Below are 670 nucleotides of genomic sequence, written 5' to 3' on the forward strand. Positions count from 1 at the left end.
GATGGTAGTTGGGGGTTTCCCCCTGTGAGAGTAGGACGCCGCCAAGCTTCTATCAGGATCAGTTCCATTTGGAACTGATCTTTTTTGTGCTGATTGAGGGTCATACATCATACTTTATCTTATACCATTTGTTTGATGAAAGATCGTCGCACCTTCTTATGTCCAAGCGTAGCATGTGAAACACTTGAACCTAAAGATGTTCATGGCATAAAACCTTATCTATACAAAACAATAGAGAGACAGAGTATGAGCTTATATAGGCGCATTCCATATATCTTTAATTAAATTGAAGATGTGTAAGCCTATTCGATTTCTATAAATGCTTTACGTCTAAAGAGATACCTATATCATTAAAGTATAAAAATGAAAGACTGCTAATATTTCTAAAGGAATTGAACGTTTTGAAAGAGAATATAGAGAAGAGAAGCTCACCTGCTGAACGTTGAACAGCAGCTGTATGAATAGGTGATATGACGATCTTTTGTTAAAAAATAACGCAATGAAAATTGAAATAAAATTTTTTTAATATAGCCTTTACAAATGATTAAAACCTGTATATAATAATCTTTGTCGGATCGAGAGATTCTTACATAGTGGAGGATTAGCTCAGCTGGGAGAGCATCTGCCTTACAAGCAGAGGGTCGGCGGTTCGAGCCCGTCATCCTCCACC

The 670-nt window shown here is 37.0% G+C and carries 1 tRNA gene; it reads left to right on the forward strand.

Annotated elements, in window-relative coordinates:
• Window positions 1-595 precede the first annotated feature (595 nt).
• Window positions 596-668 (forward strand) — tRNA-Val (locus AC3WTB_RS19165).
• Window positions 669-670 lie beyond the last annotated feature (2 nt).

The organism is Bacillus sp. EB106-04-04-XG123 (genome assembly GCF_058791855.1).